The organism is Acinetobacter suaedae, from assembly GCF_008630915.1.
Taxonomy (GTDB): domain Bacteria; phylum Pseudomonadota; class Gammaproteobacteria; order Pseudomonadales; family Moraxellaceae; genus Acinetobacter; species Acinetobacter suaedae.
Map to the genome: position 1 here is coordinate 624,429 of NZ_CP043909.1, position 21,137 is coordinate 645,565.

At 40.9% G+C, this 21,137-nt stretch carries 18 protein-coding genes and 1 riboswitch; of the genes, 13 read left to right on the plus strand and 5 right to left on the minus strand.

The annotated features are described in order from the left end of the window. Positions 1-31: 31 nt before the first annotated feature. Positions 32-244, minus strand: a riboswitch (cobalamin riboswitch). Positions 245-363: 119 nt separating this feature from the next. Together F2A31_RS03015 and trpB are read left to right on the plus strand one after the other, a co-directional pair. Continuing rightward, a complete protein-coding gene (locus F2A31_RS03015; RefSeq protein WP_150025107.1) occupies positions 364-1,023 on the plus strand; it encodes a phosphoribosylanthranilate isomerase in 660 nt (219 codons plus the stop codon). Then, on the plus strand, positions 1,004-2,248 hold the full coding sequence (gene trpB / locus F2A31_RS03020) for a tryptophan synthase subunit beta (RefSeq protein ID WP_004640735.1): 1,245 nt from the start codon (positions 1,004-1,006) through the stop codon (positions 2,246-2,248). Before F2A31_RS03015 ends, trpB begins: the two co-directional genes overlap by 20 nt. Before the next feature lie 49 nt (positions 2,249-2,297). Here trpB and F2A31_RS03025 read toward each other — a convergent pair whose 3' ends face one another. Beyond that, positions 2,298-4,073 (minus strand): bifunctional metallophosphatase/5'-nucleotidase, encoded by a 1,776-nt coding sequence (locus F2A31_RS03025; RefSeq protein ID WP_150025108.1) that lies wholly within the window; start codon positions 4,071-4,073, stop codon positions 2,298-2,300. A 228-nt stretch (positions 4,074-4,301) separates the two neighbouring features. Here F2A31_RS03025 and F2A31_RS03030 point away from each other — a divergent pair, with 228 nt between their 5' ends. The 6 genes from F2A31_RS03030 (at position 4,302) to F2A31_RS03055 (ending at position 11,777) form a co-directional block, all read left to right on the plus strand. Further along, entirely contained in the window at positions 4,302-5,297 is a 996-nt protein-coding gene (locus F2A31_RS03030; RefSeq protein ID WP_150025109.1) for a DUF2804 domain-containing protein, read from the plus strand. Between the two features lie 129 nt (positions 5,298-5,426). Next, positions 5,427-8,156 (plus strand): type VI secretion system Vgr family protein, encoded by a 2,730-nt coding sequence (locus tag F2A31_RS03035; RefSeq protein WP_150025110.1) that lies wholly within the window; start codon positions 5,427-5,429, stop codon positions 8,154-8,156. A 1-nt stretch (position 8,157) separates the two neighbouring features. After that, the gene (locus F2A31_RS03040) at positions 8,158-8,952 is read left to right on the plus strand and encodes a hypothetical protein (RefSeq protein ID WP_150025111.1); all 795 of its coding nucleotides are present in this window, start codon (positions 8,158-8,160) and stop codon (positions 8,950-8,952) included. A 1-nt stretch (position 8,953) separates the two neighbouring features. After that, positions 8,954-9,472, plus strand: coding sequence for a hypothetical protein (locus F2A31_RS03045; RefSeq protein WP_228715644.1), 519 nt, complete (start codon positions 8,954-8,956; stop codon positions 9,470-9,472). A gap of 279 nt (positions 9,473-9,751) precedes the next feature. Then, the gene (locus tag F2A31_RS03050) at positions 9,752-10,978 is read left to right on the plus strand and encodes an HET-C-related protein (RefSeq protein WP_150025113.1); all 1,227 of its coding nucleotides are present in this window, start codon (positions 9,752-9,754) and stop codon (positions 10,976-10,978) included. A gap of 10 nt (positions 10,979-10,988) precedes the next feature. Next, positions 10,989-11,777, plus strand: coding sequence for a DUF7738 domain-containing protein (locus F2A31_RS03055; protein ID WP_150025114.1), 789 nt, complete (start codon positions 10,989-10,991; stop codon positions 11,775-11,777). Positions 11,778-11,904: 127 nt separating this feature from the next. Here the strand turns inward: F2A31_RS03055 and F2A31_RS03060 are convergent, their stop codons facing one another. Beyond that, the gene (locus F2A31_RS03060) at positions 11,905-12,780 is read right to left on the minus strand and encodes a metal-dependent hydrolase (RefSeq protein WP_150025115.1); all 876 of its coding nucleotides are present in this window, start codon (positions 12,778-12,780) and stop codon (positions 11,905-11,907) included. Positions 12,781-12,895: 115 nt separating this feature from the next. Between F2A31_RS03060 and F2A31_RS03065 the strand changes: the two genes are divergently transcribed. Further along, positions 12,896-13,918 carry a helix-turn-helix transcriptional regulator gene (locus tag F2A31_RS03065; protein ID WP_150025116.1) on the plus strand — a complete coding sequence of 341 codons (1,023 nt, stop codon included), beginning with the start codon at positions 12,896-12,898 and terminating at the stop codon, positions 13,916-13,918. Between the two features lie 30 nt (positions 13,919-13,948). Here F2A31_RS03065 and F2A31_RS03070 read toward each other — a convergent pair whose 3' ends face one another. Then, on the minus strand, positions 13,949-15,280 hold the full coding sequence (locus F2A31_RS03070) for a Na+/H+ antiporter NhaC family protein (RefSeq protein WP_150025117.1): 1,332 nt from the start codon (positions 15,278-15,280) through the stop codon (positions 13,949-13,951). Between the two features lie 318 nt (positions 15,281-15,598). Here F2A31_RS03070 and trpA point away from each other — a divergent pair, with 318 nt between their 5' ends. Genes trpA through F2A31_RS03090 form a run of 4 tightly spaced genes read left to right on the plus strand, consistent with a single transcriptional unit; the run spans position 15,599 to position 19,641 of the window. Next, positions 15,599-16,402: a tryptophan synthase subunit alpha gene (trpA, locus tag F2A31_RS03075; RefSeq protein ID WP_150025118.1), complete on the plus strand. Its 804-nt coding sequence runs from the start codon at positions 15,599-15,601 to the stop codon at positions 16,400-16,402. Next, positions 16,399-17,295: an acetyl-CoA carboxylase, carboxyltransferase subunit beta gene (gene accD, locus F2A31_RS03080; protein ID WP_150025119.1), complete on the plus strand. Its 897-nt coding sequence runs from the start codon at positions 16,399-16,401 to the stop codon at positions 17,293-17,295. The genes trpA and accD overlap by 4 nt, the downstream gene beginning before the upstream one ends. Further along, the gene (gene folC, locus F2A31_RS03085; RefSeq protein WP_150025120.1) at positions 17,292-18,581 is read left to right on the plus strand and encodes a bifunctional tetrahydrofolate synthase/dihydrofolate synthase; all 1,290 of its coding nucleotides are present in this window, start codon (positions 17,292-17,294) and stop codon (positions 18,579-18,581) included. Before accD ends, folC begins: the two co-directional genes overlap by 4 nt. Continuing rightward, positions 18,568-19,641, plus strand: a complete 1,074-nt coding sequence (locus F2A31_RS03090) for an SPOR domain-containing protein (protein ID WP_150025121.1) — start codon at positions 18,568-18,570, stop codon at positions 19,639-19,641. Before folC ends, F2A31_RS03090 begins: the two co-directional genes overlap by 14 nt. Before the next feature lie 39 nt (positions 19,642-19,680). On the opposite strand, the gene F2A31_RS03095 is transcribed toward F2A31_RS03090, so the two are convergent. Together F2A31_RS03095 and F2A31_RS03100 are read right to left on the minus strand one after the other, a co-directional pair. Then, the gene (locus tag F2A31_RS03095) at positions 19,681-20,262 is read right to left on the minus strand and encodes a dual specificity protein phosphatase family protein (RefSeq protein WP_150025122.1); all 582 of its coding nucleotides are present in this window, start codon (positions 20,260-20,262) and stop codon (positions 19,681-19,683) included. Between the two features lie 211 nt (positions 20,263-20,473). Continuing rightward, entirely contained in the window at positions 20,474-21,109 is a 636-nt protein-coding gene (locus F2A31_RS03100; RefSeq protein WP_150025123.1) for a peroxiredoxin, read from the minus strand. Between the last annotated feature and the right edge of the window lie 28 nt (positions 21,110-21,137).

Here is a 21,137-nt window from a genome sequence, read left to right on the forward strand (position 1 = left end):
GCTCCAGACATTCACCCGTCGTGAATGATAATGTGGAAATAAACAACAAGCAGGTCTCCGGACTTCACTATATCATCACAAGAATGATGCTATTAATCATCTTCCCACATCATTCTGATGCAGTGATTTGGCGTAGAGCTAAGATTAATAATACGGTGTTACCGTTGCGAGGGCAGTGTTAGAATTCCACCAACTTCCCTATAAGCAAAAGAATTTGCTTTAGACTTGTTGCAAGATTACGCAAAGTATAAAGTGTTAACGTTTTTTAAACAATTGCATTTCGAAATCAACTTTTCCCCAATCAGGTCAAATTGCTTTACAATGCGAAAGTTTTAAAATATTCAAATTAAAATTGGATAGAGCATGCGCCAACATCAACTGCGAACTCGCGCCAAAATTTGTGGTATTACTCGACTACAAGATGTTCAAGCTGTAGTACAAGCAGGGGCGGATGCAATCGGTTTTGTATTTTTTCCGCCAAGCCCTCGTCATGTCAGCATCGAACAAGCAAAAGTATTGGCAAATGCAGTACCCGCTTATGTTCAGTTGGTTGGTTTATTTGTAAATGCAAGCGTAGAAGAAATACAAACAGTGCTTGATTCAGTTCCTTTGGATGTATTACAACTGCATGGAGATGAAACTCCTGAACTGTGCCAACAGATTGCTCAGCAATGTAAACGTCGTTGGTACAAAGCGATTCAGGTTAAACCTGATTTAGATATTTTGACCGAAATTCAACGTTATCAAGCTGTCGGAGCTAGTGCTGTTCTCTTGGATGCATGGCATCCTGAATTAAAAGGTGGCACTGGTCATTGCTTTGATTGGAATAAATTCCCTCAAATTGAAATTCCACTAATCTTGGCAGGGGGCTTAACCCCTGAAAATGTGAGTGAAGCTATTGATACTACAGCGGCTTTTGCTGTAGATGTCAGCGGAGGCGTCGAGTCCGCAAAAGGTATAAAAGACCAACAACTCATTGAAAAATTTATGCAAGGAGTCCAACGTGGATCAGCAAAACCTTAGTCAACAAAATCAGGCGATTGACTACACCCAGTTTCCAGATGCCCAAGGGCATTTTGGTATTCATGGTGGGCGTTTTGTGTCAGAAACGCTTATGGCTGCACTTGAAGACTTAGAAAGTCTTTATGGTCGTATGAAAAATGATGCTCAGTTTCTAGCAGAGTTTGATCGTGATCTTGCGTTTTATGTTGGTCGTCCTAGTCCTCTTTATTATGCTGAGCGATGGTCTCAGCACCTCGGCGGTGCGCAAATTTACCTGAAACGTGAAGACCTGAATCATACAGGTTCGCACAAAGTGAATAACACCATTGGTCAAGCGTTATTGGCAAAGTTGTCAGGTAAGAAGCGTATCATCGCGGAAACAGGTGCAGGTCAACACGGTGTGGCGACAGCTACAATCGCCGCACGGTTGGGCATGGAATGTGTGGTATATATGGGCGCTGAAGACGTAAAACGTCAAGCCATGAATGTATACCGTATGCGTTTGTTGGGTGCGACCGTAGTTCCAGTGCAAAGTGGTTCAAAAACATTGAAAGATGCCATGAATGAAGCGATGCGTGACTGGGTAACCAATGTTGATAGCACCTATTATGTGATTGGAACGGTTGCAGGGCCACATCCATATCCGCAACTTGTTCGCGATTTCCAGTCGATTATTGGTCGTGAAGCACGTCGTCAAATCCAGGAACAGGCAGGGCGTTTGCCAGATGCTTTGGTCGCTTGTGTAGGCGGTGGTTCAAATGCGATGGGCTTGTTCTATCCATTCTTGAATGATCAAGATGTGAAAATGTATGGTGTTGAAGCCGCAGGTTATGGCATTGAAACGGGTAAACACTCTGCGCCGTTGAATGCAGGACATGTGGGTGTATTACACGGTAACCGTACTTATTTGATGTCAGATGCGCAAGGTCAGATCATTGAAACACACAGTATTTCTGCGGGTCTGGACTATCCGGGCGTTGGTCCGGAGCATAGTTTCCTCAAAGACATGAACCGTGTGGAATATGTACCGATCAATGATGATGAGGCCTTACAAGGTTTCCGTGATTTGACTAAGATTGAAGGGATTATTCCTGCACTAGAAAGCTCACATGCGATGGCTTATGTCACCAAACTTGCGCCAACCATGTCAAAGGATCAGATCATTATTGCAACGGTTTCAGGCCGTGGTGATAAAGACTTGATGACGGTTGCACGTATTGATGGTGTTGAAATGGTTGAGATGTAAATCTCACTGAAAAAATAGGGAGGCATTTGCCTCCCTATTTTTTGTAGAGCTATGGGATTAGTTTGATTCGATCTGTCTTTGGTGCGGTCAGTGGAGAGTTCTGGCTGATATAACGCTCTAACACGTCAATATCTTGACCTCCCCCAATAGGATTTTTACCCTGTTTTAAAACCGTGAAGTTATCACCACCATCGGCAATAAAGCTGTTCACAGTAACGCGATAAGTCTGGGTATCGACCAATGCTTGTCCAGCAATCATAATATTGCTAGCACGAGGTGATACTGAAGCATCTTGTTTATAGGAATAACTCAATTCTTTCGATGGTTGTAGTATTCGAGGAGTGCCTGCATTTGCCCCAGACCATTGTTGTTCTAATAGTTCACGGATTTGTTTGCCTGTTAAGCTGAGCGTGACCAACGAATTTCCAAAGGGTTGGACACTGAATACATCTCCGAAGGTAATTTCATTGTTGTTATTAATCAATAAATCTGCGCGAACGCCACCTGAATTCATCAAGGTAAAATCTGACCCTTGGTTGCTGGCTGCAAGTGCAGCTGCTTGTTGCGCATCTGCGATCAAATTACCCAACGCAGTTTCACCACTTTCAGTACGATTGCGATCAATGACACTGGTTGCTGAGCCGACCACACGTGAAGAAATGGTCGCTACCGCAGGGCGATATTTATCTAAAATTGCTTCAATGCTCGGTGTTTTGCTAAATTTTTGATAAAGATCTGTGAGGTTGACTGTCGTTGTACCAGAGGTATAGCTTTCACTTTGTACAGGAACTTGAGAAGCATCTTTTTTGATGACATCACCAGTTTTTCCATCGAGTTCAAGTTGGATATTGGTAATGATCGTGCCGTATTGACCTGCTGAGGTGAGTAGAAAAGGTTTGGCTGGATTTTTGGTTGCATAATCACATATATAGGATTGATGGGTGTGACCAGAAACAACGACATCTACGGCTGGATCGAGACGTTCAAGCACGTCGATCAGTGGCCCACTCAGACCTTCACATGTTTTTTGATTAAACTTGGTACTAGGAGCCACCCCTTCGTGTACCACCATCACAATTGCTTCAATACCTTGTTTTTTTAATTCTGGAATCAACGCATTGACGGTATCTGCTTCGTCATGGAAATTTACATCGGTAATACCTGCCGCAGAAACAATACTTGGTGTCGCTTCGAGTGTTAAACCAATGAAGGCGACTGGAATACCACCATAAGTTTTGACTTTATAGGCAGGGAACAAGGTCTTTTGGGGATCAGCTTTCATCGAAACATTCGCTGCCAAAAATTCAAACTTTGCCCCAGAGAAGTTTGGATTAATTTGACAAGGTTTTGTGGTGGTGTATTGCTGGCAACCACCATTTTGTAAGCGGCGAAGTTCATCTGTCCCACGATCAAACTCATGGTTTCCAACCGCATTGAAATCAATTTGAATATCATTCATTGCTTCAATGGTAGGTTCATCTAAAAATAGTGATGAAATTAATGGTGAGGCACTAATCAAATCGCCAGCAGAAACGACCGCATTATTTGGATATTGGGCACGAAGTTTCTTAATTGCATCGGCAAAATAACTGACACCACCAACGGGAATGCGTACTGTTTGACTATGATCATGTGGATCTTCAGCTTCAATAAACCGCTTCGGTGGCTCTAAATTTCCATGGAAGTCGTTGAAAGCAAGCACGTTAATCGTTTGATTTTTACGTTCAACTTTCGGTGACTGTTTATCATCATTGTCATTACAAGCAGTGAGTGCCAATAACATGACGCACAATGCATTTACCTTAAAAATAGTACGTGTTTTCATGATTTTTTGATCAAGTGGTATAAGATTGTTTTTAAAGATAAAAGATCAGTATGAACCTTTGATGAAATAGTGAGCGATGATAGCTGTGCGTAGGTAGTACATCGATTGGGGGTTACATCCAAGGAATTAATATTGATGCAAAAATGATAGTCAATTGTACAATTTACCGTCTATTATTGGCGTGGATGTGATTAAGCAACACGAAGCTGCAAAATCAAGGAACGAAAAATGGATTTGATACAAGCCAATGGTCAGCCGCGTTATGGGCGTTTCGATCAAGTACCATCACGAATTAATATCGACGACTATATTTATAAAACACCTTATGGTCAGGTGCTGAAAGGGTGGCGTAAGCACCTTAAGTATAAAAAATTCAAATTCTGTGGTTTGCAACATGCGCATTTTAGTATTGGAATTGCGATCGTTGATTTATCGTGGGCTGGACACGGCTTTTTCTATGTTTATGATCATCTATCAGGCAAAGTCATTGAGTGGAATGCAATTCAACCTTTGGCGATCAATACACAACTTGATGAACAACCCTTATTTAGCCAAAGTCATTTTAAAAAATCAGCCTATCAATTTGACATACAACATGCCAATGGCGTGCGCTATATTCAGGTCACGAAATACGGTGAGATACAACTGAAAGCGCGTATTTTTTGTGCTGGAACAGATGCACTAAGCTTGTGTAGCCCGACAGGAATAAATGGTTGGACGTATACCCAAAAGCAAACAACGCTGGCGGTTGAGGGATTTTTTATCAGTCCTGATCAGCAACGGATAGAGTTCGATGCTCAAAGTCTGGCTGCATTAGATGATACCTGTGGTTTTTTACGGCCAGAAACGGCTTGGTTTTGGTTATCCTGTCAATTTCGTGATGCGCAGGGGCGCCGGATTGGGCTTAATCTTGCATCAGGTGTCAATGAAAGTTTTGGCAATGAAAATGCCTTATGGGTGGATGGGCGTTTGTATCCACTCACAGATGTTTTGTTTGAACAGCAGAATGAAAAAACATGGTCAATTCGTTCTTTGGGGGGCTGTTTAAACTTAGTTGTCGAAACAGGTTGGTGTCGTTTTGAAAATATTAATCTACGTTTAATCGGCAGTCAGTTTAATCAATGGCAAGCCAAAGTCAGTGGTACGATAGAACGTGAACAAATTGAATTGGTGCAGTTGGATCAGCAATATGGCTTGTTAGAACAGCATTATGCGAAGTGGTGAATACAACAGTTTTTTTAATGGTAATGATTTGACTTACTACCTCTTTTTCCACAACAGTATGTTTTGTATACAGAATGTTCTGGATCGTATAAAATATAGTGCTGATTAGGGATGATTTGATATAATATTATGATTTTTAATATTTTAAATTTATTAGAAAAAATAGGACTAACCGCACAAAAACGTGCAATTCATATTCAATTTTCAAATCCTGCTTTAGCCAATCAGGTGTTTTTACAGCGTATTGAAGGTACGCATCGTCTGAATGACGGAGTTAGCTCAGAACTCATCTGCCTATCAACGGACGCAACGATCCCCTTAAAACAGTTTATTGGTTCTCAAGCGGCTGTTGATTCCGTAACAGACACAGGTGCTCTATTTAGAACCACAGGGATCATCACAGAAGCCGTACAAGGACAGTCTGACGGTAGTCTCACACTCTATAAACTCAAACTCCAAGATACAACCGCCCTGTGGCATAAACGTCGAAATTCTCGTGTGTTTATGAATAAAACCGTGGTGGACATCCTTCAAGTATTGTTTAAGGAATGGCAGCAACGCAGCCAGTTGTTTGCATCGAGTTTAACTTTAGATTTAAGTGGTTTAACCCAGGACTACGACATCCGTCCCTTTGTGATGCAAGCCAATGAAAGCGACTATGACTTCATTACCCGACTGCTCCGAAGCGAAGGCATCAACTGGCTGATCGACGAAGCACAGCTCACTGTTGCCAACAGCAACAGTCCAATCCAAGCCCAAAAACTGCGCTTGATCGATGACAACAGCCAATACCAAGCCCTAGAACGAAGAACAATTCGCTACCATCGTAGCAGTGCTACCGAACAATACGACAGCATGACCAGCCTCATTGCAGAACGTTCGCTACAACCGACCGCAGTCCATATCCAACGCTGGCAAGCTGATGCCTTAGAACAAGAAGATGGGGCAGGTAGCGTCCAAAGCAAACACCAACATAGCCAACAATACGACAACGCTAGTCTAGGACTCGAAGATGTATGGCACTTCACTCCAGCATGGATGCAAGACCTGAATGGTGAAGATGGTGCAACCGCTTCAGGCAACACCCAAATCGAAAAACTGAACCAACACCTCAGTCACTACCACGATGCCCAAGCCAAACAATTTATCGCCAATACTACCGTACGAGACACCCAAGTGGGTTATTGGTTTAAACTCAACGAACACCCTGAAGTTGATCAACATTCATCTTCAGATCAGGAGTTCTTAATCACGAAAAAGGATTGGTTTAATCAAAACAACCTTCCTAAAGATTTGAATGATCAAATCAACCAATTAGTAGAACAAAGCCAATGGCAGCATTCAAGCAAGAGTGAAGAACGCCAAGCCAACCAACTGACGCTACAACGCCGTAACATCAAAACCGTACCCGAATACCACCCACTGCAACACCGTCCAACTGCTCACCCACAACGTGCAAGAGTAGTGGGACCCGAAGGCGAAGAAATCCATGTGGATGAATGGGGACGAATCAAAGTTCGCTTCCTATTTACCCGCAATGACGACCATAGCCACGATGGTGGCGCAGGCAGCAACAACAACGATACCGATTCAGCTTGGGTGGACGTACTAACCCCGTGGGCAGGCGAAGGCTATGGCGCACGCTTCCTACCCCGCATTGGTGAAATCGTCGTCATCGACTTCTTTGATGGCAACATCGACCGTCCCTTTGTCACAGGACGACTCCACGAAGCACAACGCAGTCCAACAAAATTCGATGACCAAGGCAAATTACCTGATACCAAAAAACTAGCAGGGATCAAATCCAAAGAATATCAAGGTTCAGGCTACAACCAACTGCGCTTTGATGACACTACTGGACAGATCAGTGCACAACTACAAAGCAGCCATGCAGCCAGCCAACTCAATCTCGGTAAGCTGAGCCATCCCAAAGCCCAAGCAGAAAGCGAAGACCGAGGCGAAGGCTTTGAACTACGCACAGACCAATGGGGTGCGATCCGAGCAGGGGAAGGCTTACTGATCACCACCCATGCACAAGCGCAAGCCGAAGGTGAACATCTCGAAGCACAAACAGCCAAACAACAACTGGAAGGCAACCAAAACAATGCCAAAGCCCTGAGTGAAGTGGCAAAGAACCAACAAACGGATGAGTTGGAATCAGTAGAGCAATTAAAAGGGTTCTTTGAACAGATACAACAAGACATTGCTCGCTTTGAGGAGGCTGTACTTTTACTCAGCTCACCCAATGGGATTGGACTCAGTACATCAGAGGACATCCATCTATCCGCAGATGGACAACTAAACCAATTTGCAGGGGACAGTATTAACCTGACCACACAGAAGAACCTGATTGCCCAAGCCAGTCAAAAGATCAGCTTATTTGCCGCACAAAATGGAATCAAACAAGTTGCAGGCAAAGGTAAGGTTGAGATACAGGCACAAGGGGATGGTTTAGATATATTGGCGAAAGCGGGAATACAAATTATCTCGACAGAGGATGCGATTTATATTACCAGCCCGAAAGAAATCGTCATGAAAGCAGATACCTCTGAAGTCAGGCTGAATGGTTCAGGTATTTTCCCGACTACAGGTGGAAAGTTTGAGGTCAAGGCGGGGCAGCATTTATTTATGGGAGGGGCTAAGATAAAAACAAAAATTCCATTCCTTCCAGAAGGGACGACATATAATTTAAGATATTTATTTACGGATGATGAAGGAATGCCTTATAAAAATACACCTTATATTGCTATCTATCCTAATGGAGCTGAAATCAAAGGTATGACAGATGATCAAGGATACTCATCTACATTTTTTTCGAGTGAAGAAAAAGATGTGAAAATTCATTTGGAGCTAAAATAAAATGGGGATTCCACCAAGACAGATATCAAATGCTAGAACTTCCTCTGAAGAAAACAATACACACCATATTCGGATTACAAGAAAAAAACAGTTATTTCTTTTATTCTATACTACAGATAATCACAGAGGCGATGATTTAATGTATTTCTCTGCAAAGACTAGGAGGTTTAATATTCAGAATTCCTCATGGTATAAGAAAGATGAACATTTAGTTTTTAATATACCTATTCAAGATATGGCTGAAATTATTGCTACAGTCACAAGCTCGATTCACAGAAGAGGTGGGGTAGGGAAAGTTGAAATAAAGGAAATTAGTATTTTTTCTCATGCTTGGTATGATGGTCCAACGGGCTCAGCTCCTTGTACTGTTGATCCGGTCAGTGAAAAGCAAATGGGATTATATGGATGGTCTAATATTGATGCAAAATGGGCTCCTAAAGCTCGTTTTGTAATGTTTGGTTGTAATACAGCTTCCGATAATAAAGGAGCTAGAGTTTTTGCTAAAGATATTTCTGAGTGTGAGAATTTTAAAGGTGTAGAGGTTTGGGGGCAAGCTGGTCCTGCCAAACCCTCATTTTATCCAGATAGAAGAGATAGTAGTGTATTAAGAAATATGGGGACTGGTTGGTCTGTAAATCACACATATATGGTTGCATCAAAAAGAGGTGATGGTTTAGCCGCGACACGGGGGATTCCAATGGTTTCTCCTCCAGCTTTACCAATGAAAAAATTTATGAATGGCATATTATTAGAGAGAGCCTTTCAAAGTCAGTTTAATGATCATAGGGAAAATTGATTTGAAAAATAAAATCCTGATTAGTATTATTTTTATAGGTTTAATTATTATGTTAGTTGCTAAGTTCATGAAAACTTATGATACAGAGGTAGATGTTATACTGAATGATAAAATTAATAAAGGAGATTTGAAAATCATAATCAATACACATGGCTACTTACTTGATGGGTATGAACCAGATAAATATATTGGAAAAACAAATATATTTTTTCCAATATATAAGAATGGTGCTTTGCAAAATTACAAAAAAACTAAAATAAATAAATATAGCGATTATTATATTTATGCGAGGTATAAAGATAAGTATGCAAAAATGACTTACACCAATACTTTAGTATTGGGGCAGAATACAACAAATATAAAAATCTTTATAAACCAGTTTAAGGAGTTTATATATCTATCTTCAAGTGAGATAGTTCCTAGCATTGAAAATATTACCCAAAGTTCTTTTCAAGATATAGAAACATTTAAAGATGATCAGCATGATATGAGAATGTTTAAGTATTTAGATCAGTTTTAATTTACTGATGAGCAATCGAATCCTGTAGGTTTAGTGTTAGAAATTCTCAAATCATGGTTTCATTTGTATCCGTTTTAATGGCAAAGTGACTGAGGTTTATCCAAATCGAGATTTCCTTGCTCGTATTTTGGTTGTTTTAGATTATGACCATTTTTTGATGACTACTTTGCACATGAATTGTTAAAAGACAGAAATAATTTACGGATTAGTTTGGGACGCTTACAACCAATGATGGTTTGGCTTAAAGCTGAAGTGTTGGCAGCCTAACGTTTTGAGAACTTGCCTAAAGACAAACAATGTTGTTATAAAGCGATTGCTCTAGCCGTATATAAATCTAATGCGGCGATGCCGTTACAGTTGTTTTCGGATTTGTGGTTGATTGAACCCCATAAGGGAAAACATATCGTAGGAGTTTATCGTCCTCAAGAACATATTGATAATCCTCAAATGGAAAAGGATGAGCGTCGTCCTGTAGGTGATCCCCGTTATGCTGATTATGAGGACTTTAATGAAGCGCCAAATCAAAAAAGTCATCAAACCAATAAGTCGTTGGCATCACCACACTACAACCTAAAAAACTATATTGCGGATAGTACGCCTGAAAATACTGATGATAGTGCTTTTCCAACTGCTTTGGAGTATTTACTGGAGCAGCTTGAGATCAGTATGTCGGGCGATATAAAATCACGCCATGTATTAAGAGCTTTGGGCAATGCTTTTCATGTATTGGAAGATTTTTTTGCGCATACCAACTTTACCGAAGTGGCATTGATTAAACAAGGCTATCAAGTAGATGATCATGTTCAACAGTCTGATAGTGACTATCGAAAGATTCCGATTGTCTCTGGAACCTTTGGACTTTGGGATACTTTGGCAAGTATCGGACCTAAACTTGGTGATTTGGTTGATCCATTAAAGAGCATGGAAGAATACAAAGGTTTTATGTATGGTGAGCGTCGCCTAGAAGACTTTATTATTACTGCCATCGTTGAATGGATTAATATTGCGGAAATTAGTCGGATTTGGAACACTTATTTGAGCTTGCGAGATCAGTTAGCTGGTTTAAATGAGGCGTTATACGCAGATAAAGCGAGAGAAATTGCCCAATTTGTTCGGACCGCACGGACATTGGCATCGGTGATCAAGCCAATTATATCTTTTATGCTTAAATTTGCTGGTTCTGGCATTTTACAGCATAGTCATGGAGCGATTCGCTTAGTACAAGGGTGGGGCAACTATGGTGAAAACCCGACCCATACCCAATTGGGCAAAGATGATCATCATAATGCTTTACACATGTTAGCAGCAAAATTGGCAATTAAAGCTGTAGAAGATGTTGGGCAACGTTGGATTGCTTATCATCATAATCCAACCGCATCCAACAAACAGGCAGTTAAAGATACGGTTAAGCGTTATTTTGTTCATCCAGCTCGAACTAACTGGATGGATGGGGATATACGTCAGTGGGCAAGAGCAAATCCTCAGGCAATTCGGGCAGCAAGATAAAGGATAGTAGATGAAAAAAGTTATATTCGGTTTATTGGTCTTGAGTCTAAGTGCCTGTTCTGATGCCAAGCAGCAAGCTACACTTACTAAAGTCGAAAAGAAGCTCAATGCACAGCATCAGATCAAAGTTGATGGTTGCCATATTTCTTATAACAACAAGCCAATCGATTTTAATGCGCCCTTGGCAGATTGGTTAAAAGTCTTTGGTTCTGATTATAGAAAGATTGACTATTTACCACCATGGGGGAAGGTAAAGACGCCTAAAGAATATTATATCTATGATGATGCAGGTATTCGTTTAATCTATGATGTGAACAATAAAAAAATGGAACATGTTGGTCTTTGGGTTGGTCAATCTGAGTGGAATAAAGACTTTGCATGGGAAACAGAGGAGCAATACCAGACACGGATGGAGAATCCTGATTCTTTTCAGGCAAAGCAAAACTTTAAGGATGGTATCCAAGTTGAAGATGTGATTGTAGGTGCCTATCCGATGGATCAAGAGCTACGTTCGATTTCTAGGCATCGTCGTGGAACCAGCTACTATATCTGGGCAAAGTGCAAGAGTGGTCAAGCAGGTGAATCATTTGATATTAATCTCAGTACCAGTTATGAAAATGATCCAGAAGTGATTGATGGTATTAGTTTTTATGCAATGCGTACTACAGCAGTCCCAGAGGATATTTCTTTAAAAGAAGAATATGAGGATTGTAAAAATACACCTGAGAATGAGGTTTTGTATGGTAAATACTGTGTAGATATACGTAAACGTTATCATGAGAAATTTGGTAAAGAATAATCAGAGTCGTGAAGAGTTGACACATAGTTGCTATGTAAGCTCTTATATTACATTGAGTTAAAAATAGATTGACTCAATGTAATATATTGTTGATCTAAATAATCAATTTGAAATATTTAATAATAAGTCATAACCCCGCTTGCCAAAAAGCTTCACCCGCAGCAATTGGATCATTGGTCTTAGCCAAAGTATCAATCCAGACATCGTATTGACGAATAACAGGGTGTTGATTTGGATGGAAATCTTTTTTAAACCAATCGCTATATTGTGATCTTTTTGCCGTTAGAATACCGTTACGACCAAAGAACCAAGGTAAGCCTTTACGTGCCATATCAAAGCGTTGTTTTAAGCTAAAACCATCGGTTTTGAGCATGACATCGGTACGGTAGAGTGTAAAACCAAACATGAGTACAGTGGTAAATACTAAAGCAAACCGACGAGTTGCTTCAGGCACTTCACCAACTTCACGCATCACATCAAAAGCAACATCTCGATGTTCCATTTCTTCAATCGCATGCCAAGCAAAAAGTGCTCTTACAAAAGGATCCGCCTCTGCCAAAGTTTCTTTTTTGCTATAGAACGTTTCTGCCATTAGTGCAGTTAAATGCTCTGCAGCGGCAGTCATGGCGATGTTGTATTGAGGAGAGCGATACTTTAATTCAAACTTAAAAATTTTCTTTAAACGATCAGTGAACTGATCAACAGGCATACCCTGTTGTTTCATGATCTGATTCATTTTGTCATGAGCGATACCGTGTTGAGCTTCTTGACGGATAAAATCAGCAACACGTTCTTGTAAGTTTTGATCTGTAATCTTGTCACGGAATAGACGAACACATTCAATAAAATAGCGCTCACCATCTGGAAAAGTGAGGCTCAATGCATCAAACATACGGGTACGAAATGGATCGCCACCAAACCAAAAGCGAGGAGCTTGGTCTAGATGGAAATCTAATTTTGTTCTAACGACTGGATCAACCTGATAGGAAACATGTGCATTCATTTGTACGATTCCTTGCCTTTTTCATAGATTCAGTATGGAAAAAGTCCGACGAAAAGTTTTGACAGTTTCAGCCAAGTTTTATACAAATAACGACAGATCAGGATGAGACCGACATATGTCAGTTAAAATTATCATTGGATATTTACGATTGTTGAATCGTGTTTTACAACAGGAACATATTGATTTGTCCAAAGTGGCTGCTCCTGAACTTTGGCAAGACTTCTATGCTTGTTTAGAAAATCCAGACCAACAAGACTTTGATGTGGAACGTTATGCTCAATTATTACAGGGGGTTCAGCCCTATTTCTCTCGTCCAATTACCTTAGTTCTTGCAGAACGTGCCAACTTGCAAGATTTGGGCTTAATGGGATATTTGGCGTCAACCAGCTTAGACCTGCAACAAGCATTGCAACTTCTACAGCGGTATTACTCTCTGATTTTTAAGCAGACCAATTTAGAGGAACTCAACGTTCAACAGTTTTCGGACTTCATTCAAATTGTTTGGAGTGCTTCTTATCCAGATTATCGTGAAATGTATGAGCTGAATTTGGCGTTGATTTTTAAAATTGCCCAATCCATCGTTCAAGATACTCTACATCCACCACAAATGATTCAATTCGGCTATGCGCCACATACCGCTTTGTTTCATTTCGAGAAATTTTACGGCTGTCCGATACAAGTTCAAACAGGACAATATGCAATACGTTTTTCAAATCAAATTTTGAAAGCGAAAAGTATTGCTGCCGATCAGCAATTGAATCAGGTGTTATCAACTCAGGCGCAGCAATCGTTAAATCATGTCACGTCTTTCGATATTCAACAGCAGCAGTTGAGACAAAAAATACAAAGCTTTATTGAGCAGGGGCTATTACAACAAGAAGAAGTTTTATTGAGTTATGTCGCACAACATTTGCATTGTTCTGAACGGACTCTACAGCGTCAACTTAAATCTTATCAATTGAATTTTCAAGATATTTTGGATCAATACCGTTTAGAACAAAGTAAGCTGTATTTGCAGCAAGGTAAATCATTTTCTGAGATTGCTGAGCGTTTAAATTACGCTGATCAAAGTGCATTTGGACGAGCATTTAAGCGTTGGACCGGTGTTACTCCGAAACAGTTTTTAAAGACTCTTTAGCGTTAAGCCCTAAAGAGTCTCATATGAATTTTACGATGTTTTTAAGCGAGGATAATGAAAGACAATTGCGAGAATTGCAAAAATTGCTAATACCCAACAGTAGTAAATATGCCCAATCAGCTCAATTGGCGAGATCTTGGCAATTGAACAAGCCAATAATAACTGTGCACCATAAGGAATGATCCCTTGAGTTACACAGGAAAAAATATCGAGCAGGGCAGCACTACGTTTAGGATCAATCCCATATTCTTTGGCAACTTCACGCGCCATATCACCTGATAAAATAATTGCCACGGTATTATTGGCAACAAATAAATTTGAAAATACCACCAAAAAGCTGATTCCAAACTCACCTGCACGTTGGGTCCCAAATTTAAATAAACGTGTGATGGCATAAATGCGCTGGATCAACCATTGTAAGCCGCCAGCTTTTTGCATTAATGCAGATAAGCCTCCCAATAACATGGATAACAATGCAACTTCAAACATACCGACGAAGCCGTTATAGATCGAGTTATTGAGTTGCAGCAAATGGAAGTCAGGTTTATTGAGTAAGCCCATCATGCCTGACAACACCACGCCAATCATCAGCACAGCCAGTACATGCAATCGGGTAAAGGCCAGAAAGAAAACTGCGAGGTAAGGTAATATCAACCAAATATCATAAGGTTTGGTTTGGATTGCTTCAGACTGGTGACTGAGAGAAAAATAAACAATTAACGTTATAATTGCGGCAGGTAATGCAATCCAAACATTGACCTTAAACTTATCTCTTAATTCAACGTTTTGACTGCGTGTGGCGGCAATGGTCGTGTCGGAGATCATGGATAAGTTATCGCCAAACATGGCACCACCAACCACTGCACCAATTGCATAAAGGGGCGTAATGTCCGTTGCTTGGGAAAAGCCAAAAGCGATAGGTGCACATGCAGCAATGGTCCCCATTGAGGTTCCCATGGCGGTTGCGATAAAGGCAGCGATGATGAACAGCATAGGTAACACGAATTGTGCAGAAATCAATGAAAGTCCAAGTTGAACCGTTGCATCGACACTACCAATTGCCCCAGAAATACTGGCAAATGCGCCTGCCAACATAAAGACCATAAACATCAGAATCAGATTGGGATGACTCGCACCTTGTAAAAACTCCTCAATAGCTGTATTGAGTTTTTGTTTATACAGTAGTAAAGCTAAGATGATTGCTGGTATAGCTGCAATTGGTGCTTTAATTTGATAGAAGGCAAATTCGGTCCCGATGATTGAATGATAGATACCACTCCCGAGAAAGATGATCAAAAATACCAATAGCGGTAGCAAAGCAAGTGCATTGCTTTGTACTTTTTCCTGAGTGTGGGCAGACATAAAATCAAAAGAAAATTTAAAAAGTGGGCATAGTATAAAGGAGCTTGGCTCATTTCTAAAATTTAGAAAGATTGGCTCGAAATTAGGAAGCTTTGATCATTGAGAAAAAAACGAAAATATAGATAAATGTGTAGGGGCTGTTGTTGGTGACGACAATCAGCACTGCAATCACGTCAAACTCTGTTCAATGAGCAAAAAATAGCGTTACAATGCAGTGTTTTTGTCTAACTACAAACAACTCCTCAACTTAGGGGACTGTAAAGTGCATCTGTAAAATGTCAAACAGGCCTCAATATAAATCAAGGAAAGCATAATCCTATGTCACGTCTTGCCACTCGTTTTGAACAGCTTAAATCTCAGCAACGTAAAGCGCTTGTTTCTTATGTTATGGCAGGTGATCCGCATCCACAGGTAACTGTTCCATTGCTTCATCAAATGGTTGAAGCTGGGGTCGATGTGATTGAGCTTGGTTTACCATTCTCTGATCCTATGGCTGATGGTCCAGTGATTGCTTTGGCTGCTGAGCGCGCTTTGGCTGGTGGAACCAATACACTTAATGCCTTGGATATGGTGAAAGCCTTTCGTGAACAAGATCAAACAACGCCAGTCGTTTTGATGGGGTATTTAAATCCTGTTGAAGTGATTGGTTATGAAAAGTTTGTTGCCTATGCGAAAGTATGTGGTGTAGATGGTGTCCTTTTGGTGGATTTACCACCAGAAGAGTCAAAGCAGTTTGGTGAAGTCTTAAAACAAAATGAGATGGATCAAATTTTCTTGCTTGCACCAACTTCAACAGATCAACGTATTCAACATGTGGTCGATCAAGCGAGTGGTTTTGTATATTACGTATCTCTCAAGGGTGTGACTGGTGCGGCGACATTAGATACTTCTGAAGCAGCAGCACGTATTGCGAAAATTAAAACCAAAACCAATGTTCCTGTGGGAGTTGGTTTTGGTATTAGTGATGCAGCGTCTGCAAAAGCAATGGGGCAAGTCGCTGATGCCGTGATTGTAGGAAGTGCTTTCGTTAAATCTTTTGCGACATTGCCAGCAGATGAGGCTGTGCAACAGACGGTGAATAAAGTGAAGGAGCTTCGAGCTGCGCTCGATGAGTTAGTATGAGTCAAGAATTAACAGCAGGGACGGTTCTGAACCCGTCAACGCCTTGGACTGAGCGTAAAGTTCCAGGTATTCAGGTTGCGAATGAACAGCAGATTTTCAAGGCGACCTTTACTGAGCCTACGATCGAATGTCCAGAATGTCATGCTTTGGTGACACGTACAGCAATGTCATTTAATGCCTATGTTTGTCCGCAATGTGATGAGCATTTACGTATGCGTGCACGAGATCGCTTGAATTGGTTTTTTGATCAAGTGGATACAGAACTCGGCCAAGAATTCAATGCTAAAGATCCGTTAAAATTTGTGGATAGTAAACCTTATCCTGATCGCATGCGTGAAGCACAAGATAAAACGGGTGAGACCGAAGCGCTTGTAGTGATGCAAGGTTCACTCAAAGGACTAGATTTAATTGCATGTGCCTTTGATTTCGATTTTATGGGCGGTTCGATGGGTACTGTTGTAGGTGATCGTTTTGTACAAGCTGCTGAACGAGCAATTGAACTACATCAACCGATGATTTGTTTTGCTGCATCTGGTGGTGCACGTATGCAAGAAGGCATGTTGTCTTTAATGCAAATGGCACGTACAGCTGCTGCAATTCAAAAAATGAAAGAAGCACGGGTTCCTTATTTGGTGGTATTGACTCACCCTGTTTATGGTGGTGTAACTGCATCATTGGCAATGCTAGGCGATGTTCATATTGCTGAACCAAAAGCCATGATTGGTTTTGCTGGTAAGCGTGTGATCGAACAGACCGTGCGTGAAAAGTTAGAAGAACCGTTCCAACGCGCTGAGTATTTGCTTGATCATGGTGTAGTCGATCAAATTGTTCATCGTCACGCATTACGTGATACTGTATATCGACTTGTTGCTAAGCTGATGAACTTACCTTGAAAGCACAAACTCCACATTCAACAGATACATTAACAACATGGCTCGATTATTGGAGCCATGTTCATGTTACAGGCATTGATTTAGGGTTAGAGCGCGTTATTCCTGTCGCTGAAAAGTTGGGGGTGATGCGACCTAACGCAAAGGTATTTACAGTTGCTGGTACCAACGGTAAAGGTTCAACAACAACGACTTTGGCTGCAATTTTAAATGCACAAGGCTATAAAGTTGGTTTGTATCAATCACCACATATTTACCGTTTTAATGAACGAGTAAAATTAGCGGGTATTGAGGTTGATGACCAAAGCTTGATTGATGCTTTTGTTGCTGTAGATCAAGCACGCCGTGATTGTGGTTTAAGTCTATCTTTCTTTGAAGCTACAACTTTAGCTGCTTTTGTAATCTTTAAGCGTCAACAGTGTGATGTCTGGGTGCTTGAGGTTGGTCTTGGTGGTCGTCTAGATGTGGTGAATGTTATTGATCCTGATATTGCGGTCATTACCAATATTGGATTGGATCACACCGATTGGTTAGGCGATACCATTGAAAAAATTGCTTTCGAGAAAGCGGGCATTATTCGTCCTAATATTCCTGTTATTTTTGCGGGGCATCAACAACTCCCTCAAGCCATTCAAGCGAAAGTCTCGGAAACACAAGCCCAACTATATGTGTTAAACCGAGATTATTTTTACCAGCCAAATGAAGATGGTGAGACATGGTCATTTGCCTCCTCAGGAACAACATTAAAACTTCCAAACGGTCAGTTGGCACATGAAAATATTTCTACCGCTGTGGCAGCGATATTGGCGAGTGGAGTTGGCATTTCCCAAGATTCAATTGCAACAGGAATCCAGCAAGCTGCATTGCAAGGGCGTTTTGAGATTCGTCAGATTCAAGGCCAAACGGTGATTTTCGATGCAGGGCATAACGCGCATGGCGTTGAATTTTTATTGAAGCAGTTGCGAAATTTTCTAAAATACAATAAACAGTACACAGAAGTTGTTGCAGTATTTTCAATGTTGGCAGATAAAGACATCGCATCGGTCACGAATTTACTAAAAACAACAGTAAAAAATTGGTTTATTGCTACTTTAGATGTGCCTAGAGCCGCACCAATGCAACAGTTACAAGATGCATTGCAAGGCCAACAGGTATGTGAGTTTGGCAGTATCCAGCAAGCATTTGAAACTACGCTGAAGAAATGTAATAACAATCAGCTGATTTTAGTCTGTGGTTCGTTTCATACCTTAGAAGCGGTCTGGGAGTATTTAGACAATGTCAATGAATAACAAACAACGTTGGATGGGTGGCGTTGTTTTACTTGGAGGTGGTGTTTTATTGGCAGCATTACTTCTCAAAGGTAATGAGGAAATAGAGCAAGACAAAGCTCAAGCAAGAACAGCCCAACAAAGTATTCACACTGAATCCAAATTGGCACAGCCAGCGCAAGATAATGAGATGGTATCGTTACAACCTTTGGCGGTTGATGTTGAAACAGAAAAACGGTTACTTGAGGAGCAGCGGCATGCTCGTGAGAAAGCTGTCGCAGAACAGGAGGCTCGTGCAGCTGAGTTTTTGAAAATGCAGCAAGAAGCAGAGGCTGCAGCTGCGCGTAAAGCAGCAGAAGAGTATGCGGCAATTAATGCAAGACGAATGGCGGCACAACAAAGTTCAGATAATATTCCTCCTGAGTTAATTGAAGATGATGCAGCAAAAGCGCAGAGGATAGCAGCAGAAAAGCGAAAGTTAGAAGAGAAGCGTAAAGCAGAAGCAGAAAAGAAAGCTGCTGAAGAAAAACGCAAAGCTGAAGTAGAGAAAAACGCTGCTGAAGAGAAACGTAAAGCTGAAGCAGAGAAGAAAGCTGCTGAAGAGAAACGTAAAGCTGAAGCAGAGAAAAAAGCTGCTGAAGAGAAACGTAAAGCTGAAGCAGAGAAAAACGCTGCTGAAGAGAAGCGTAAAGCTGAAGCAGAAAAGAAAGCTGCTGAAGAGAAACGTAAGGCTGAAGCAGAGAAAAAAGCTGCTGAAGAGAAACGTAAAGCTGAAGAAGAAGCCAAGAAGAAAGCAGAAGCAGAGAAAGCTCGTGAACTTATGGAAAATGGTGATAAAAACTGGATGGTTCAAGTCGCCTTGGCTGCTAACCAAGCCAATGCTGATGCCGTTGTATCTAAGTTAAGAGCCAAAGGCTATAAAGTCACGACTAGCCCAACTTCTAAAGGTATTCGTATCATGGTGGGGCCATCTAAAGATAGAGAGACTGCAGATGCTACACGTAAAAAGATTGCAGCAGATGAAAGCCTGAATATGAAATCAGCATGGGTGATTGATTGGGTTCCACTCGATCAGCGTTAAAATAAAACAGGGGGCTTTGCCCCCTGTTTTATTTCTAAGTTAAGATGGATTTAACAGTTGTTGTTGAATCCACTTTATATTGTTTGGTGTGAATAAGTGCTCAATATTTTTCCAGATAACATGGTAGCCATAGCCGCCTTGTTTCATTTCTTTGACGGCATCTTCGATTGACCAATTTTCAAAAATAATTCGATACATCGCAATGGTTGCTCCCGTGCGATCAGAGCCATGATAACAATGGACTAAAACCTTTTGATTTTGTTGTCTTGCAGTTTGGATTGCCCGCATTGCAGTTAAGAGGTCATCACGATTAATTGCCCAGGTGTAGATTGGGATATGTATCAGATTAAAACTTTGATCTTTAAAAACATCAGCATCTTTATTTCGTGCTCTGAGATTGATTACCGTATGGATTTGATGCTGTTTTAAGCTACCCATCAAATCGGCATCAGGTTGTTCGCTTCGATAAACGTCTTGGCTAACTTGATAGAAGTTATGGGTATTAGAAATCAATGTTCCCCAATTGCTTGGACGTTGTTCATCATTGAGGCTGGGATATTTCATACAGCCACTCATGCTGAGTGTGCTAAGGAGAATAGTGCTGATCAATAATTTTTTCATTGTAAAGGTCGCGATTGGATCTAGAAAAGTTGTGTGCACAAATTAACTGAATGATAAATGGAAGTTAAGTGGGAAACTACAAAAAGCGAAGTATATGTAAAAATTGGATGCTTTAAATTTTTTCTTATCTTAAACCATCAGTAGACTAAAAAGCCCTTAAAAACGCAATGCTTCAAGGGCTTAGATCCATCACAAATTTTCTCTGTTTTTGTTATTCTGGTTGGGCTGTCACTCTTAAGTAAGGTTTCACCGCCTTATAACCTTTAGGAAAACGTTGTTTGATTTCTTCTTCATCTTTAAGCGAAGGGATAATCACCACATCGTCACCTTGTTGCCAATTGGCTGGTGTTGCGACCTTGTGATGATCTGTCAATTGTAGCGAGTCTATGACACGTAACACTTCGTGAAAGTTTCGTCCTGTAGAGGCAGGGTAGGTAATGATTAGGCGAACTTTTTTATTTGGATCAATAATCACCAACGAACGAACTGTTAAGGTTTCGCTGGCATTGGGATGGATAAAGCCATAGAGCTCGGATACTTTACGGTCTTTGTCGGCAATAATAGGAAAGTTGACTGTCGTATTTTGTGTCTCATTGATATCTTCAATCCAACGCTGGTGTGAGTCTACGTCATCAACTGAAAGTGCAATTGCTTTGACACCACGCTTATTAAATTCATCTTTGAGTTTTGCTGTAAACCCCAGTTCGGTTGTGCAGACAGGAGTAAAATCTGCTGGATGTGAAAATAGAACTCCCCAACCATCCCCCAAGAAGTTATAAAAGTCGATTTTGCCTTCACTCGATGCTTGTTGAAAGTTTGGTGCGATATCACCTAAGCGTAATGTCATGGCTGTTCCTTAAATCTGTTTCTAATAA